General features: G+C 72.7%; 10 protein-coding genes and 1 pseudogene. 3 read left to right on the forward strand and 8 right to left on the reverse strand.

Annotation, left to right across the window (positions count from 1 at the left end):
• Positions 1–150: 150 nt before the first annotated feature.
• The 5 genes from ppdK to ACFW1A_RS26640 form a co-directional block, all read right to left on the reverse strand.
• A complete protein-coding gene (ppdK, locus tag ACFW1A_RS26620) occupies positions 151–2,859 on the reverse strand; it encodes a pyruvate, phosphate dikinase (RefSeq protein ID WP_380412732.1) in 2,709 nt (902 codons plus the stop codon).
• Positions 2,860–3,423: 564 nt separating this feature from the next.
• Complete coding sequence (gene dusB, locus ACFW1A_RS26625) at positions 3,424–4,590, reverse strand: tRNA dihydrouridine synthase DusB (RefSeq protein WP_380412736.1); 1,167 nt, start codon at positions 4,588–4,590, stop codon at positions 3,424–3,426.
• A gap of 80 nt (positions 4,591–4,670) precedes the next feature.
• Complete coding sequence (locus tag ACFW1A_RS26630; RefSeq protein WP_380412739.1) at positions 4,671–5,450, reverse strand: DUF4097 family beta strand repeat-containing protein; 780 nt, start codon at positions 5,448–5,450, stop codon at positions 4,671–4,673.
• Position 5,451: 1 nt separating this feature from the next.
• Complete coding sequence (locus ACFW1A_RS26635) at positions 5,452–6,096, reverse strand: response regulator (protein ID WP_380412741.1); 645 nt, start codon at positions 6,094–6,096, stop codon at positions 5,452–5,454.
• A complete protein-coding gene (locus tag ACFW1A_RS26640; protein ID WP_380412744.1) occupies positions 6,084–7,370 on the reverse strand; it encodes a sensor histidine kinase in 1,287 nt (428 codons plus the stop codon). Before ACFW1A_RS26640 ends, ACFW1A_RS26635 begins: the two co-directional genes overlap by 13 nt.
• Positions 7,371–7,538: 168 nt before the next feature.
• Between ACFW1A_RS26640 and ACFW1A_RS26645 the strand changes: the two genes are divergently transcribed.
• The 3 genes from ACFW1A_RS26645 to ACFW1A_RS26655 are packed head-to-tail and all read left to right on the forward strand — an operon-like array spanning position 7,539 to position 9,291.
• On the forward strand, positions 7,539–7,952 hold the full coding sequence (locus ACFW1A_RS26645) for a hypothetical protein (protein WP_380412748.1): 414 nt from the start codon (positions 7,539–7,541) through the stop codon (positions 7,950–7,952).
• Between the two features lie 18 nt (positions 7,953–7,970).
• Positions 7,971–8,336 (forward strand): hypothetical protein, encoded by a 366-nt coding sequence (locus tag ACFW1A_RS26650; RefSeq protein ID WP_380412750.1) that lies wholly within the window; start codon positions 7,971–7,973, stop codon positions 8,334–8,336.
• A gap of 43 nt (positions 8,337–8,379) precedes the next feature.
• Positions 8,380–9,291: an oxygenase MpaB family protein gene (locus ACFW1A_RS26655; protein WP_380412752.1), complete on the forward strand. Its 912-nt coding sequence runs from the start codon at positions 8,380–8,382 to the stop codon at positions 9,289–9,291.
• Positions 9,292–9,369: 78 nt separating this feature from the next.
• On the opposite strand, the gene ACFW1A_RS26660 is transcribed toward ACFW1A_RS26655, so the two are convergent.
• The 3 genes and pseudogenes from ACFW1A_RS26660 to ACFW1A_RS26670 all read right to left on the reverse strand — a co-directional run.
• Positions 9,370–9,651 (reverse strand): hypothetical protein, encoded by a 282-nt coding sequence (locus ACFW1A_RS26660; protein ID WP_380412754.1) that lies wholly within the window; start codon positions 9,649–9,651, stop codon positions 9,370–9,372.
• A 1-nt stretch (position 9,652) separates the two neighbouring features.
• Positions 9,653–14,593, reverse strand: coding sequence for an RHS repeat-associated core domain-containing protein (locus tag ACFW1A_RS26665; RefSeq protein WP_380412756.1), 4,941 nt, complete (start codon positions 14,591–14,593; stop codon positions 9,653–9,655).
• Positions 14,594–14,622: 29 nt separating this feature from the next.
• Positions 14,623–16,177 (reverse strand): annotated as a pseudogene (locus ACFW1A_RS26670) (hypothetical protein); the annotation flags it as partial.

The raw sequence follows: 16,177 nt of genomic DNA on the forward strand, positions 1-16,177 counted from the left end.
CGGGTCGGTGACTCGCGGGCGGCCCGCGGCGGGATAACGGCCGGGCCCGGGACGCACGCCTTTGTCCGTCCCGGCCCCGGCTCGTCACGACCGGCGGTTCTCCTGCGCCGAGCACCGCCGGCCGCCCCTCCCCACTGGAGGGGTCTGCGGTCAGCGAGAGTCGCTGCCCGCCGTCTCGATGGCGGCGCGGCCGGCCTCCAGGCGCGCCACCGGGATCCGGAAGGGGGAGCAGGACACGTAGTCCAGGCCCGCCTCGTGGAAGAAGTGCACCGACTCCGGGTCGCCGCCGTGCTCGCCGCAGACGCCGAGCTTCAGGTCCGGACGGGTGGCCCGGCCCTCCTTCACCGCGTGCTTGACCAGCGAACCGACGCCGTCCCGGTCGATCGTCTCGAACGGGGAGACCCCGAAGATGCCCTTCTCCAGGTAGGCCGTGAAGAAGGAGGCCTCCACGTCGTCCCGGGAGAAGCCCCAGACGGTCTGGGTGAGGTCGTTGGTCCCGAAGGAGAAGAACTCGGCGGCCTCGGCGATCTGGCCGGCCGTCACGGCCGCCCGCGGCAGTTCGATCATCGTACCGAGCTTGATGTCCAGCTGGACACCGGTGGAAACCGCCACCTCGGCGAGAACCCGCTCACACTCCTCGCGGACGATCTCCAGCTCCTGCACGGTGCCGACGAGCGGGATCATCACCTCGGGGCGCGGGTCGCCGCCGGCCAGCTTGCGCTCGGCCGCGGCCTCGGCGATCGCCCGGACCTGCATGCCGAACAGGCCGGGGATGACCAGGCCGAGGCGGACGCCGCGCAGGCCCAGCATCGGGTTCTGCTCGTGCAGCTTGTGCACCGCCTGGAGCAGTCGCAGGTCGTTCTCGTTCGGGTCCTTGCGGGCCTCGGCGAGCGCGACGCGCACCGAGAGCTCGGTGATGTCGGGCAGGAACTCGTGCAGCGGCGGGTCGAGCAGGCGCACCGTCACCGGCAGGCCGTCCATCGACTGGAACAGCTCGGTGAAGTCGCCCTTCTGCAGCGGCAGCAGGGTGGAGAGCGCCTGCTCGCGGTCCTTGTCGTTGTCCGCCAGGATCAGGTGCTCGACCTCCTTGCGGCGCTCCTCGCCGAGGAACATGTGCTCGGTGCGGCACAGGCCGATGCCCTGGGCGCCGTACCGGCGGGCGCGGTTCGCGTCGTCGGCGTTGTCGGCGTTGGCGCGCACCGCCAGGCGGCGGCGGCCGTCGGCGTGCGACATGATCCGGTGCACGGCCTGCACCAGGCCGCCCTGGACGTCGGCGCCGGCGTGCAGGGTGCCCTCGAAGTACTCGACCACCGGGGAGGGCAGCACGGGTACCTCGCCGAGGTACACCTTGCCGGTGCCGCCGTCGACCGAGACGACGTCGCCCTCCTCGATGACCAGCCCGTCGGGGGTGGTCATCTTGCGGCGCTTGGTGTCGACCTCGAGCTCCTCGGCGCCGCAGACACAGGTCTTGCCCATGCCGCGGGCCACCACGGCCGCGTGCGAGGTCTTGCCGCCGCGCGAGGTGAGGATGCCCTCGGCGGCGATCATGCCGTCCAGGTCGTCCGGGTTGGTCTCACGGCGGACCAGGATGACCTTCTCGCCGGAGCGCGACCACTTCACGGCGGTGTAGGAGTCGAAGACCACCTTGCCGATCGCGGCGCCGGGCGAGGCCGCCAGGCCGCGGGCGATCTGCTTGGAGCCGGCCTCGGGGGCGAACCGCGGGAACATCAGCTGGGCCAGCTGGCCGCCGGTCACCCGGTGCAGCGCCTCGTCCAGGTCGATCAGGCCCTGGTCGACCAGCTGGACGGCGATCCGGAAGGCGGCCGCGGCGGTGCGCTTGCCGATCCGGGTCTGCAGCATCCACAGCTTGCCGCGCTCGATGGTGAACTCGATGTCGCACAGGTCGCGGTAGTGCAGCTCGAGCTTGCGCATGATCGCCATCAGCTCGTCGTAGGACTTCTTGTCCAGCTGCTCCAGGTCGGCGAGCTGCAGGGTGTTGCGGATGCCCGCCACCACGTCCTCGCCCTGGGCGTTGGACAGGTAGTCGCCGTAGACGCCGGGCGCGCCGGTGGACGGGTCGCGGGTGAAGGCGACGCCGGTGCCGGAGTCCTCGCCCAGGTTGCCGAAGACCATGGTGCAGACGTTGACCGCGGTGCCCAGGTCGTTCGGGATGCGCTCCTGGCGGCGGTAGAGCCGGGCCCGGTCGCCGTTCCAGGAGTGGAAGACCGCGTGGATCGCCAGGTCCATCTGCTCGCGCGGGTCCTGCGGGAAGTCCCGGCCGGTCTCGCGCAGCACGATCGCCTTGAAGGTCTCCACCAGGGCCTTCAGGTCCTCGGCGGTGAGGTCCAGGTCGTTGGCGGTGCCCTTGGCGTGCTTGGCCTCGTCCAGCGCCTCCTCGAAGAGCTCGCCGTCCACGCCCAGCACGGTCTTGCCGAACATCTGGACCAGGCGGCGGTAGGAGTCCCAGGCGAACCGCTCGTTGCCGGACTGGGTGGCCAGGCCGACCACCGACACGTCGGAGAGGCCGATGTTGAGGACGGTGTCCATCATGCCCGGCATGGAGAACTTGGCACCGGAGCGGACCGAGACCAGCAGCGGGTTGTCGGCCTGGCCGAGCTTCTTGCCCATCTGCTGCTCGAGGCGGTCCAGGTGCTCGCCGACCTCGGTGTGCAGCGAGGCGGGCTCGGCGCCGGTCTCCAGGAAGACCTTGCAGGCCTCGGTGGTGAGGGTGAACCCGGGAGGGACCGGGAGACCGAGGTTGGTCATCTCGGCCAGGTTCGCGCCCTTGCCGCCGAGAAGGTCCTTGAGGTCCTTGTTTCCTTCGGTGAAGGAGTAAACAAACTTCTGAGTCGCCGCCACGGGTCGGTCTCCTCGTACGGGGTTGCCCTGACGCCGGAGAACATACCCATTTCGAAGGCGGTTTCGCGCCGTCGATAGGCCGTCCGATCCCGGGAACGGGCTGTCACCCCCGAGATCAAATGCTTGTGAAGGCGTTCACCTCTGTAGCTGAAATCGTCCGCCTGACGCTAGCGATCGTTCAAGTATTGAAGGCATCGACACATGAAGATCACCTGGATCGGACGGAGGGTAGTGGCGAGCGCGCCGCCGTGTTTCTCCGGCTTGATTTCCTGCAGCCAGCGGCCGGGATCCGCCGTGGCACCCGTTCGGGAAGCATTTTGGACACCATGGCGATTTTCCCGCCCCTGACGGGCCGTCATCCGCACCCCGGTGTGGCCAGTGTCACGGACGCGGCTCACTCATCGTACGTATCAAAACTCGCCCCGCGCTTGCTCAACGCGCCGGTTCCACTGCGCAGCGTGATGATGATCTGCCGAAAAGGAGCCCTCTTGGCCAGATTGGCCAAGAGGGCTGGGACGCGACGTCCGAGGGCTGCGTCAGGTCGATTCCGACAGATCGTCTAGATCATCCGCCGGAGCTGTCCGATTCGGCGTCCAGGCTCGGCACGGCGCAGTCGTACGGATCGTCCAACCAGCCGTCCGGCAGGACCACCCGGCCGTTGCCGCTGGTGCGCCCGCGCGGACCGTCCGCGCCGTCCGGCCAGCGCTGCTCCTGGTCCACCTGGACCAGCAGCTCGGCCAGCTCCGCCAGCGAGGAGGCCATGGCCAGCCGGCCCCGCAGCTGGGAGCCGACCGAGAAGCCCTTGGTGTACCAGGCCACGTGCTTGCGGAAGTCGACCACGCCGCGGGTCTCGTCGTTCATCCAGCCGCCGAGCAGCTCGGCGTGGCGCAGCATGGTGGCCGCCACCTCGGCGAAGGTCGGCCGGACCGGGTCGGTGACGCCCTCGAAGACCGCGACCAGGTCCTTGAAGAGCCACGGCCGGCCCAGGCAGCCGCGGCCGACCACCACGCCGTCGCAGCCGGTCTCGCGCATCATCCGCAGCGCGTCGGGCGCGGCCCAGATGTCACCGTTGCCGAGCACCGGCACCTCGGCCGGCACCGCCTCGCGCAGCCGGGCGATCGCCGACCAGTCGGCCTGGCCGCCGTAGTGCTGGGCCGCAGTGCGCCCGTGCAGGGCGATCGCGCTGACCCCCTCCTCGGCGCCGATCCGCCCGGCGTCCAGGTAGGTGAGGTGGTCGTCGTCGATGCCCTTGCGCATCTTCATGGTCACCGGCAGCCCGCCGGCCCCGGCCACCGCCTCGCGCAGCAGCTCGCGCAGCAGGTTGCGCTTGTACGGCAGCGCCGAGCCGCCGCCCTTGCGGGTGACCTTGGGGACCGGGCAGCCGAAGTTGAGGTCGATGTGGTCGGCCAGGTCCTCCTCCGCGATCATCCGCGCGGCCTTGCCGACGGTGGCCGGGTCCACCCCGTAGAGCTGGATCGAGCGGGGCTGCTCGCTGGGGTCGAACTGGATCAGCTGCATGGTCTTGGCGTTGCGCTCGACCAGGGCCCGGGTGGTGATCATCTCGGAGACGAACAGGCCCTTGCCGCCCGACTGCTCCCGGCACAGGGTGCGGAAGGGGGCGTTGGTGATGCCCGCCATCGGCGCCAGCACCACCGGCGGCCAGACCGGGAGCGCGCCGATCTGGAGCGGTGCGAACTCACCGTCGGGGGCGGGGGCGGGCGTGGTCGACATGCGCGGCGGATCCTCACCGGTCGGGTCAAGGGGACTCTCCATTGTCCCCCACCGGCCCGGCTGCCCCGGCGGCCCCGGAATCAGCTCGTGTAGGCCAGCCCGACGTGGCCGGAACCGGTGGTCGCGGTGATCGTCCGCGCCGAGGCGGCGTCCTGCAGCCCGGGGTCCACGTCCACCCCGCCCGAGCCGGCGCTGCTCAGCACCCGGTAGGTGCTGCCGGGCGGCAGCCCGGCCTGGGCCGAGCCGGAGTTGGTCGCCATGGTGAGGTCCTGCGGCGGCCGGGCGAAGGCCAGGTCGATCGACCCCGAGTCGACCTGCGCCCTGACCTGGTCCGCGCCCAGGTCCTGCCCGGTCACCGACCCGCTGCCGACGTGCACCGCGATCCGCCCGCTGTCCCGCTTCAGCCCCACCGAGCCGGAGTCGGTGCGCGCGCTGATGTCCCCGGTGATCCCCTCGGCGAAGACGGCGCCCGAGCCGGACTTCACCGTCAGGTTCGTGCCGGGCGGCACCACCAGGGAGAACTGCACCCCGCAGGGGCCGCCGGTCGGCAGCCAGCTGCGCGGGCAGCGGGCGGTCAGGTGCAGCGTCGACCCGGTCACGCTGCGGGTCACCCGGGGCCGGTCGAGGGTCCAGCGCTCCCGCTGGTCGACGCTCACCGCGTCGCCGGTCTCGCCGGTCACCACCACGGAGGAGGACTGCAGGTCGAGCTCCACCGTCCTGATCCCGCGCTCGTAGCGGTACTGGTCGACGTGGGCCTGCTCGGCGAGCACCTTCCAGGCCTGGCCGCCCCCGACCAGCAGCACCAGCGCGGCCGCCGCCGCGGAGAGCGCCCGCCAGGTGCGGTCCTCCCGCCCCGCCACCTCAGCCCTCGCCCAGGTAGCGCAGCACCGCCAGCACCCGGCGGTGGGTGGCGTCGGCGGTGGGCAGGTCGAGCTTGGTGAAGATGCTGTTGATGTGCTTGGCCACGGCGCTGTCGCTGACCACCAGCGCGGCGGCGATCGCGGCGTTGGAGTGGCCCTGGGCCATCAGCTTGAGCACGTCGCGCTCGCGCGGGGTCAGCCGCTCCAGCGGGTCGCGGTGCCGGCGCACCAGCAGTTGGGAGACCACCTCCGGGTCCAGCGCGGTGCCGCCCTCCGCCACCCGCTGCAGCGCCTCCACGAAGTCGTCCACGTTGGCCACCCGCTCCTTGAGCAGGTAGCCCACCCCGCTGGTGTTGCTGGCCAGCAGGTCCGCCGCGTACCGCTCCTCCACGTACTGGGACAGCAGCAGCACCGCGACCTCGGGCCACTGCCGCCGGATCACCAGCGCCGCCCGCACCCCCTCGTCGGTGAAGCCCGGCGGCATCCGCACGTCCACCACCACGACCTGCGGCCGGTGCCGCTCCACGGCGACCAGCAGCGCCTCGGCGTCGCCGACCGCGTCGGCCACCTCGTAGCCGACCGCCTCCAGGACCTTGACCAGGCCCACCCGCAGCAGGACCGAGTCCTCGGCGATCACAGCTCGCACGGCAACTCCACAGTGATGGTGGTCGGGCCCCCGAGGGGGCTGGTGATGACGAGGGCGCCGTCCACGGAGGCGACCCGCTGGCGCAGGCCCACCAGGCCGGTCCCCCGCCCGGGGTCGGCGCCGCCGATCCCGTCGTCGGTGACGTCCAGCAGCAGCCGGTCGCCCTGCTGGCGGACCGTCAGGTCGATCCGGGAGGCCCGGGCGTGCTTGGCCACGTTGGCCAGCGCCTCGGAGACCACGAAGTAGGCGACCGCCTCCACGGTCGGCGACAGCCGCCGCGGCAGCGAGACCCGCAGCCGCACCGGCAGCGGCGCGCGGGCCGCGATGCCGGACAGCGCCGCGTCCAGGCCGCGGTCCTCCAGCACCACCGGGTGCAGGCCGCGGACCAGGTCGCGCAGTTCGGCGATCGCCGCCTGGGCCTCCTCGTGCGCGTCGACGATCACCTGCATGGCCTCCGGCGGCACGTCCTTGAGCGTCTTGCGGGCCAGGCCCAGGTTCATCGCCAGCGAGACCAGCCGCTGCTGGGCACCGTCGTGCAGGTCGCGCTCGATCCGGCGCCGCTCCGCGTCGGCCGCGTCCACCACGTCGGCCCGGCTGGAGGCCAGGTCCTCCACCCGCTGCTCCAGTTCGCGGGCCCGGTTCGGGCCGAGCAGGGCGCGGGCCGCCCGCCGGTCGATCCGGCCGGCCCGCACCGTCACCCACGGGCCGACCAGCAGCAGCACCGCGCCGACGGCGGTGCACACCAGGTCCACGCCCCACCAGCGGCCGGCCGCGTGGGCCAGCGCCCCCCAGGGCAGCAGCCAGCACCAGGCGAAGACGCTGGCCAGCACCGCGCCCACGCCGCAGGCCAGCAGTCCGACCAGGGCCAGGCAGGCCAGCAGCGGGCCGACCAGGAAGTGGTAGCCGACCTGCCGCCAGGTCGCCTCGTTGCCCGCGACCGCCAGCAGCCGGGCGGGCAACGCGGTGCCGGGCGGCGTCAGCGGGCCCGGCCGCGGGATCGTCAGGTTGCCCAGCGCGCGGAACCGGCTGCGCTGGGCCACCGTCAGCGGGCCCAGCAGGACCACCATCAGGAGCAGCACCGGGAACAGCACGCTCGGCTCCACCACGAGCAGGTAGTACGGCAGCAGGAAGGGCAGGCCGGCCGCCGCCAGCCGCAGCTCGCGCCGCCGCCCGGGGCGGGCGGCCGGCTGCTCCTCGGCGCCGGTCAGCCAGGACAGGCTCGGGTGCGCCGCGCCGCGTCGTATGCGCTCGCGCAGTCGGCCGGTCTTGATCACGCCGGACAGCTTAGGCGCCGCCCCGGGCACCGGTCGGTGGGGCTGGGTACCGGGCGGGGGTGTAGCCAGCACCACCCCCGGAACGGGTCCGAGCGCCACAGACGCGGCGGGGGTGCGCGCGGGAGGGTGGAGTACGTCGCAGGAGCGGGGTCGAACGGGGTGGTGGGGATGGCAGTGCTGATGACGGGTCGGGACGCGGCGGACCGGACGGTGCACGGGCGGTGGTCGGTGCGTCGGGCGCCGGCGCGGGGCGGGCGGGCGGCCCTGGAGGTCTACGAGGACGGCGAGCTGGTCGACGTGCTGGTGGCCAGTGCGCTGGTCGCGGCCTCGCCGGACGGGCTGCTGCGCGGGGCCCGGCGCGGGACCGACGGCACCTTCGCCTGGGGGCGGCTCGGCGCGGACGGCGCCGCGCCGCAGGTGCTGGTCGCCGACCGCCGGTTGCGGCCGCACTGGCTGCCGGCCCGGGTCTCGCTGGTGCCCGGCGGGTTCTGGTGGGCGCACCTGCCGGAGCCGGGGGTCGCGGTGGTGGCGCGGCGGGCCGACGGCGCGGTCGGGCGGCTGCGGCCGTCCCGGGTGGGCTGAGCCGTGCCGGTGCGGATCGTGACGGGCTTACTGGCGGCCGCCGGCCTCGTGCTGCTGCCGTGGGTCCTGGTGCTGGCCCAGGAACCGGGCAGCGCGGGGTGGGTGGCGCTGGACCTGGCGGAGGCGGGCAGCCTGCTGGGGTGCGCGGCGCTGCTGCGCCGGGGCGCGGGGGCGCTGGGCGCGGCCCGGGTGGCGGCCGGGCTGGCGGCGGCCCTGCTGCTGGTGGACGCGGCGGTGGACGTCTCGACGGCCGGCTCGGCCTGGGCCGTGGCGGTGGCCATGGCGGTCGGGGCCGAGCTGCCGCTGGCGGGCCTGTGCACCCGGCTCGCGGTCGGCGGCGCGCGGGTGGCGCGCACCGTGCCGGAGCTGGCCCTGGCGGCCTGAGCGGCGCGCAGTACTGTGGTGGGCTCACCACGGGAGGGGCGCGATGGCCGGGACCACTGCGGGCGCGACACTGCTGGAACCCTTGCGGGCAAGGCTGTTGGCCGAGATCAACGCGACCGTGCACGGCGCCGACCTGCACCTGGAGCGGTACGACCGGCCGGCCGGGGACCCGGGGCTGTTCGGCCCGGACAGCGTGGTCTGGCGGGTGCACGGGCATCCGGCCGGCATGCTGGTGGGCGGCTTCGCGGCGCTGCTGCTGCAGTCCCTGCACCCGCTGGCGATGGCGGCCGTCTCCGCCCACTCCGACTTCCGCACCGATCCGACCGGTCGGCTGCACCGCACCGCGCGGTTCGTCACCACCACCACGCTGGGGTCGACGGCCGCCGCCGAGGAGGCGATAGCGGCGGTGCGCCGGATCCACCCGCGGGTCCGCGGGCTGGCGCCGGACGGCCGGCCGTACCGCGCCGACGACCCCGCGCTGCTGACCTGGGTGCACACCGCCGAGGTGCGCTGCTTCCTGGCGGGCCACCAGACCTTCGCCGCCACCCCGCTCTCCCCCGCCGAGTGCGACCGCTACCTGGCCGAGGTGACCCGGGTCGCCGAGCGGCTCGGCGCCACCGGCGTCCCGTCCTCGCGCGCCGCGGTGGCCCGCTACCTGGCCCGGCTCCGGCCCGAGTTGCGGGTCACCCCGCCCGCCCTGGAGGTGCTCGGGCTGCTGCGGCGGTTCGGGCGCAGCCGGCGCGAGCGGCTCGCCGTGCGGCTGCTCACCAACGCCGCGCTCGGCCTGCTGCCGCCGTGGGCCCGGGCCGAACTGGGCGTGCGCCGGCCGTGGCCGGTCCGGGCCTGCTGGGACCGGCCGTTGGCCCGCACCGGCGGCCGGATCCTGGTCTGGGCCTGCGGGCCGTCCCAGATCCGCCGCGCCGCCCACGCCCGGGCGACGGCCGCCGCGGACTGACCGGCGGGAGGGCGCAAGGGTCCGACCACCGTCACCGGTGTGCCGGACCCCTCGGTCAGGACCTGACGGACCGCCGGATCAGCGGCGGCCCGCCTGCCACAGCTGCTCGTACTCGACGCGGCCCGCGACGAAGCGGCAGGCGCCGCTGCTGCGGTCCACGATCACCGGGTAGTTGCCGCCCAGTCCGATCCGCGGCCTGCGCGGGTCGGGGTCGGGCTCCCTGGTGATGTCGAAGGCGTACGCGCCGGGGACCGTGATCCCCTTGGCCGGGGCCAGCCGCAGCCCGTACGCCTCCCAGCTGCGCACCCGTTCCCGGCAGAACGCCAGGGCCAGGGCCAGGGCCTCCTCCTGGTCCAGCACGTCACTCCTTCGCATAGGTCGCCATCAGGTAGAAGATGTCGTACAGGTCCGCGTCGACAGCCTCTTCCCCCTGGTAGTCCAGGTACTTCACCGTTCCGGCGTCGTTCACGACGTTGAAGAAGTGCGCGACGTCCGAGGTGTACTTGCCGGCCATGAGGATGCCTCGGGCACCGGGGCCGAGCTCTCCCATCAGCGAGACCACCTGGTCGAGCCCGGTGGTCTCGTGGAACGCCCGCCCGTACTGGTTCTCCAGCACCGAATAGTGGGTGAGTCCCGAGTCCCACGCCACCATCGTCCCACCTGCCAGCCGGTTGTCGCCGGCGTACGAGGCGGCGGCGCAGTTGTCCGTGAAGCCGCCCGGGTTGGCTCCCTTCAGCGTGGAGTCGACGTCGGCGACGGTGCCGGTCTTCATCCAGGGCACTCCGCCGCCGGGAGCGGCGCCGGCCGGGGCGGCACCCGTGCCGGGGACCCCGTCACCGGTGGTCGAGCCACCGAGGCCGGGCTTGCCGGTGCCGGTGCCCGGGCTGCTGGGCCCGGTCGTCCGCGGGGTGGTCGGCTCCACCTTCGGCGTCGTCGGGTGCGGCTTGTCGTCGCCGACCAGGCGCTTGACCCAGTTCAGGATGCCGCCGGACTCCTCGATCGCCTTGATGCCGCGGATCGCCCGGATGCCGGCGGAGGCCGCCTTGAACACCGTCACGCCGTCCGCGGCCAGGCCCACCACGGTGCCGGTCCACTCGCCGGCCCGGTAGGCGGTCGAGTGGATGTCCATGTTGAACAGGTGGCCGAGCGGGTGGTCGTCGACGTGACCGGCGTAACCGACCTTCCAGTCCCGGCCCAAGCCCATCGGCAGGTCGTCGATGCTGTCGTTCCAGTGCTGCGCCATCGCGTTGTAGAAGTCGGCGGCGTGGTTCACCCCCCACTCGTAGGGGGTGCCGATCAGGCTGTCGCCGACGCCGCCGACGAAGCTGCCGACCTGGTTGGCGCCGCTGTGCACGGCGTGCTTGAAGTCGCCCCAGTTGTTGTACCAGGCCAGGCCGGAGGGGTCGCTGCCGGTGCTGGGATTGTCCCCGGCGTAGGTGTAGCCGCCCATCTGGTTCGGGTCGCCGAGCTCCAGCAGCGGATCGACCGTCAGGAACCGTCCCAGCAGCGGGTCGTAGTCCCGGGCGCCGAGCAGGTCGAGGCCGGTGGTGGGATCGGCGGGCCGGCCGAGGTAGCCGCGACCGTCGGCCCAGCTGCCGGGAACGGTGCCGCGGGCGTTGCCGTACGGGTCGTAGGAGCGCCGGGTGATGGTCAGGGTCTTGGCGTCCACCTCCAGCTGCGCGGTGCGCTGCCGACCGGTCGGCAGGTAGCTGACCGTGCCGCCGCCGGAGCGACAGATCACCGTGCCGTCGGGGTTGTCGTAGTAGCGCAGGCCCGTGACGGCGTTGTTGGCCAGGGTGAGCTGCTCGGCGCCGCCGAACAGGTGGAGGACCGTGCTGCCCGGGCTCCGCTGGATCAGCAGGTTGCCGTCGGCGTCGTAGAGGTAGCCGGTGTTCTGGGGGGTGCCGACGCCGGTCGTGGTGCTGACCGACTTGGTGCGGCCCTCCTCGTCGTAGCCGAAGGTCTGGCCCACCGAGGAGATCCCGGTGGTGGTACGGCTGGTGGTGTTGCCGGCCGCGTCGTACTGCGCGGTCAGCGTGCTGGTGCCGGCCGGACCGGTGGTGCTGACGGCGCCGGCGGTGTTGGGCTGCACGCCGTTGGTCGGGTAGCTGCTGGTCTGCGTGACGTCCCTGGCGGTGTTGCCGGTGATGTCGTGCTGGACCTGCTGGGTCCGGTCGCCCAGCAGGTTGTACTGCCAGGACTGCCAGTAGGGGGCCGGCCCGCCGATCTTCGCCGGGGTCGGTCCGGTGCTGGTGCAGCCCGCCAGCTGACCGGCGGTCGGGCCGGTCTGCCCCGCGGTGTCGGTCCAGGCCTGGGTCAGCCGCTTGAGGCCGTCGTACTGGAAGCACTGGGTGTCGACGGCCTGGTCGGTGCCGCCGGAGGACTGCAGTTCGCTGACGGTGGTGACGTCGCCCAGCGGGTCGTAGCCGTAGCTGGTCGCCGAGATCGGGTTGGTCCCGGTCGGCTGCAGTGTGACCCGGTTGGTGCCGAGCCGGCCGGTGGCGTCGTCGTAGGTCTGCGCGGTACGCAGCTGCTTGCCGAGCACGCCGTAGGTGGACTGCAGGACCTGCCCGAGCGGGCTGTACGACGCCAGGTCCAGGTACGGCGCGAAGTCCGAACCCGTGGAGACCAGCTCACCCTGCGGGTTGTACCCGTAGCCCACGTCCTCGGCGGGCAGACCGCCCTCGGAGCCGAAGGTGTTGTCGGAGAGCAGGCCCGTGGTGGGGGTGTAGGTGGCACCGACCGTGTACGTGCCGGCCAGCTTGCCCTCGGCCGCCGGAACGGTGACCGTCGAGCCGGTGGACTGGTAGGCGGTGGTGTAGCCGGTCACCGCCTGGACGTAGGCGCTGCCGCCGGATCCGGAGCCGCCGACGTAGCGGATCGCCGAGGTCGGGTACCCCTTGGCCAGGGTGTCGTAGGTCCAGCCGGCCAGCTGCTTGGTCTGGTCGGTGGTGCCGGTCCCGCTGTACTCGCCGGTCTTGCGGCCGAGCAGGTCGTAGCTGAACGACAGCGTCTGGCCGCGCGCATCGGTGACGCTCGCCCGGTTGCCCACCGGGTCGTAGCCGGTGGTGGTGGTGCCGGCGTCCGGGTCGGTCTGCGAGGTCAGCCGGCCCTGCAGGTCGTAGCCGTAGCTCCAGGAATTGCCGCTGGTGTCCTTCGCCGTGGCGACCTGGCCCGCCGCGGTGTAGGTGTAACTGGTCGTCACGTCACCGATGCCGGCGCCCCCGTGCGCGACCTGACGGGTGGTCTGCCCGAGCCCGTTGGTGAAGACCGAGGTGGGCGTGCCGCCGGCCTGCGGGGTGCGGTCGGTCTCGTCGGCCCCCGGGTAGGCGGTGGTGGCCGTCCAGAGCGGGGCGGCCTTGCTGTAGAGGGTCTGGCCGGTGCCGCGGCCCAGGCCGTCGTACGCCGTCACGGTCTCCGACGGCAGGGTGTTCTCGGTCTCGACGAACAGGGTGCTGCCCGGCGCCGTGGTGGCGTCGTCGAAGGCGGCCACGCTGCTGTGCAGCCAGCCGTGGCTGTCGTAGTGGGCGGAGGAGACCAGTCGGCCGAGCGAGTTGTTGGCGGGGGTCGTCTGGGTCTGGCGCCGCTGCAGGAAGCCGTCGTAGATGCTGACGGCGGTGGAGTACGAGCCGTCCTCGCGCAGCGTCTGGGTGGTCACGCTGGACGGGTCCGGGGTGGACCCGGCACCGTGCACCGCGTAGGCGAAGGTCCTGTCGGCGCTCTGGGTCGCCTTGCTGCGACCGGGCAGCCAGGTCTGGGTGGTGCGGCCGAGCGCGTCGAAGGCGGTGTCGGTGACCCGGCCGTTGACGTCCACGGCGTGGGTGACCAGGTTGCGGGCCGGGGCGATCGTGCTGCTCGCGGTCCAGCCCAGCGGGTTGGTGGTCGAGACGGAGGTGGCCAGGGTGCCGGTGGCCGGGGTGAAGGCGGTGGTCGAGACCGACCCCGCGCTGTCGACCGCGCGCACGGTGCGGCCGTACTGGTCGTAGGTGGCCGCGCCGACGGTCTGGAAGACGGGGTTGCCGGAGCCGTCGTAGCTCTTCACCGACTGGGCGGCGGTGATCTGGCCGAGGCCGGTCCCGTTGGCGCCGAGCTGCCCGAGGGTGCCGGGGGTGGTGATGCTGCCGTCGCCGTCGTAGAAGTAGCGCTTGTCGCTGATCGTGGTGGCGGCGCTCGCCGCGGTGCCGCAGGGGCCGGCGACCGCGACGGTCTCGCTCGGGTAGAGCAGCATCATCGGGTTGGCGGCGGGCGGGTTGGCGTAGCTGGTGGTGGTGCAGCTCTCCTGCGCCGGGACCGACACGTCGCCCTGCTCGTCCTGCTGGTACGGGCGGGCCTGGCCGTCGAAGGTGGTGCTGGTCCGGCTGGTGCGCCACCCGCCACCGGCCAGCAGACTGAGCTGGCTCGCCGAGCCGGCCGTGGTCCGGCGGGCCGTCAGGTCCGGCAGCGTCGACAGGGTCGCCGGGGCGGGGCTCTTGGAGGTCCAGGCCGTGCGCGGGCTGGTCGCCGTGGTGGTCAGGGACGGCACGCCGGGGATCGCCTTGGCGACGATGCTGCCGCCGGCCTGGGTGTAGGTGTCGCTCTCCTGCGGGCCGCCGGCCAGCCACGGGCTGTCGGTGGCGGATCCGCCGGTGGAGTCGGTGAGGGTGATCGAGCGCTTGCTGCCGTCGGCCTTGTAGTCGCCGTCCATGCCCTGGAAGTAGTTCACCACGCTCTGGGTGATCGGGTCCGGGGCCGAGCCGGTCTGGGTGGTGACGGTCCGGTAGCCGCGGAAGTCGTTCCAGGTGCGGTACTGGTCGTCCGTCAGGTCGGAGTCGTCCCGGTGCCAGGCCGCGCCGCCGGAGTAGGTGTAGGTGGTCACCTTGGCGGGCGAGCCGGCCTTGGTCGCGTCGTTGTCCGAGACCTGCGCGACCAGGGTCTTCTGGAACCAGTCGTTGATCGGCGTGACCCCGCCCGGGGTGGTCCAGTAGACGTTGTAGCAGGCCATGGTGTCGGAGTCCGGGGACGCCGGCATGTGGTTGCTCACCCGGGAGCACTCGGGAGCCCGGTAGGTGACGGCGATGGACTCGCCGGTCTCGGTCTGGATGCTGGAGATCCGCGGGTGGTACAGCGGCGGGGCGGCGGGGGTGAGCCCGTCGACCCGGTTGTCCATCTCGACGCCGGTGAAGGTCACCGGGTCCAGCTGGGCCGTGCCGCTCGCACCGGCCGAGGTGTCCAGACCGGTGTGCTGGATCTGCGAGAGCCACATCACCGACTGCAGCGCGCCCGCGTCCTTCGGGTCCACCGTCTTGCCGGTGACCGGGTCCATCGTGCCGCCGGCGTCCGAGAACAGGTGCGTCAGGGTCCAGGAGTCGACGTTCTGCAGCCGGTGCCGACCTTGACCGAGGTGGTGATGGTCTTCAGCCGGTAGGTGGACCAGAACGACGGCGCAGCGAGCTGGCAGACGTTGCTGCCGGTGCCCGAGGTGGCCATCGAGCTGGTGCAGTTGAGGTCGTACGGGGTGTCCGGCCAGTTCGGCGCCGTGGTGGCGTTGAGGTTCGCGTACTGACAGGTGCTGTCCGATACCGTGCACCGCTGAGCGGTGGAGAAGACCACCTTCGCCGCCGGGTCGTGGCCCGCCTGTGCGTCGGCCAGCTTGTAGCCGTAGGAGATCTGGGTCAGGTAGCCGCCGCGGGTGTAGGCGGTCATCGCGCCGCCGGAGCCGTTGGCCTGGCCGGCGCCCATGTTGTACCAGTTGGCCTCGTTGTTCCAGTCGTACCGCTGCACGTTGCCGTGCACGTCGACCACGAAGTCGAGGTTGAACCGCCAGCCCGGCTCGGCCGCGCACTGCGAGGCGTTGCCCTTGCTGCTGCTGTAACAGGGGTCGCCCGACTTGGGCATGTAGACCGGCACGCCCCAGGCCGAGTTGGTGGCCGCGTCGGAGGTGGTGCCGGGCGCGTGGTTCAGGCCCAGGTAGTACTGGGTGCCGTCGGTCGTGGTGACCTTGAAGTACTCGCCGTTCCACAGGCCGTTCGACGCACCCGTCAGGTCCTCGACCTTGGTGCCGTCGTCGTTCTGCATGTGGTACTGGCCGTTGCCGTCCCGCACCAGCTGGCCGGTGTGCGAGCCGAGCGAGATGGTGGCGTTCCACCCGGCCCAGCACTCGTCGCCGGAGTTCGTGATGCCGTCGTTGGCGCAGGACTTGTAGGACCGCTCGATGTACCCGGGCGAGTAGTCCCAGCCGTCGCCGATCCACGAGGACTGGCTGTTGCGCGCCGAGGTCTCGCCGTCCACCGACTGCGAGTCGTAGGAGAGGCCGACCGCCGGGGCCACGCCGCCGAGCGACGGCGGCACCGGTATGTCGTAGTTGTAGGTGAAGGAACCCGAGGACGAGGAGGACCAGCTGCCGGAGGCCGAGAGCGGAGTGGCCCCGTAGTTGCCCTGCGAACCGCTGGTCCCCGCGACCGCCGCCACCGCCGTGGTGGTCGCCGTACCCGCCGCCCGCGCCGCACCCGAGCCCAGCGCCTTCACACCGGAGCCGCCCGACGGAGCGTCACCCGCCACCGCGACCGTCGCGGTCAGCCGATGCGTCACCGGGTCGTTGACCGTCTGCAGCGGCACCTGGGTGCGACACTCCGCCAGCTCCGGCGTGGTCAGCGCACACGACGGCAACTGCACCAGGTGCAACCGCGAGGCCCAACCACCCCCGTACGCCTGCGTGATGGCCGAGTAGTCCACCGAGACCGCGACCCTGCCCTCGGCCGCGTCCCCGTCCGCCCGGGTCAGCCCCACCAGCAGACCGTCCACGTCCGCCGCCCGCGCCCCGGCACGGTCGACCGTCTCCACCCGCACCGCACCCGGCGTGTTCCCGACCGCCGGGGCCAACGACACCGGCAGCCCCACCGCCGACACC

The organism is Kitasatospora sp. NPDC058965, from assembly GCF_042741245.1.
Taxonomy (GTDB): domain Bacteria; phylum Actinomycetota; class Actinomycetes; order Streptomycetales; family Streptomycetaceae; genus Kitasatospora.

Excerpts from the sequence above, each read along its gene's own strand:
- ACFW1A_RS26645 (WP_380412748.1), top strand. The coding sequence starts at position 7,539 with ATGGCAGTGCTGATGACGGGTCGGGACGCGGCGGACCGGACGGTGCAC.
- ACFW1A_RS26655 (WP_380412752.1), top strand. The coding sequence starts at position 8,380 with ATGGCCGGGACCACTGCGGGCGCGACACTGCTGGAACCCTTGCGGGCA.
- dusB (WP_380412736.1), bottom strand. The coding sequence starts at position 4,590 with ATGTCGACCACGCCCGCCCCCGCCCCCGACGGTGAGTTCGCACCGCTC.
- ACFW1A_RS26665 (WP_380412756.1), bottom strand. The coding sequence starts at position 14,593 with ATGGACCCGGTCACCGGCAAGACGGTGGACCCGAAGGACGCGGGCGCG.